Origin of the sequence: Roseomonas rosulenta (assembly GCF_016106005.1) — a bacterium.
GTDB classification, from domain to species: domain Bacteria; phylum Pseudomonadota; class Alphaproteobacteria; order Acetobacterales; family Acetobacteraceae; genus Neoroseomonas; species Neoroseomonas rosulenta.
In genome coordinates, this window is the sequence record NZ_JACADR010000656.1 from 1 (window position 1) to 561 (window position 561).

Here is a 561-nt window from a genome sequence, read left to right on the forward strand (position 1 = left end):
CAAGGCGCGGCGCTAGCGCCCGCGCCAGGGTGGACTTGCCGGTCCCCTGCAGCCCGCCGATCGCGACCAGGCGCGGCGCGGCGGGCACCAGGTGCGCCTGCGCCGCCGCAAGCAGCGCGGCGCCATCGCCCCCGCGCGTCGCCTCCACATGCGCGCGGATCATCGCGCGCAGCGAGAGCCACAGCGGCAGCCCCGCCACCAGCCCGGCATCGCCGGTGCGCGCGACATAGCGGTTCAGCACGCGGTTCGCCGCCGCGCGGCCAACGCGCAGGTCGAGGTCCATCAGCAGGAAGGCCAGGTCGTAGCCGACATCGATGCGCGCCAGGGCCTCGTCGAATTCCAGGGCGTCGAAGGGCACCGGGCGGCCCTCGCGCAGGCAGAGGTTGCCCAGGTGCAGGTCGCCATGGCCGCGCCGCACGAAGCCGGCCGCCTCCCGCGCCGCCAGCGCCGGCGCGATGCGGGCCAGTTCCAAGCGCGCGGCTCCGGCCCAGGCCTCGACGCGCAGCGGGTCGAGGCCCGCGCGCCGTGCGGCGGGGATGTTCCCCTCCAGGATGCGCGCCA

The 561-nt window shown here is 77.0% G+C and carries 1 pseudogene; it reads right to left on the minus strand.

The features are described 5' to 3' along the window. Positions 1-561: pseudogene (locus HW578_RS27495) on the minus strand (AAA family ATPase); the annotation flags it as partial.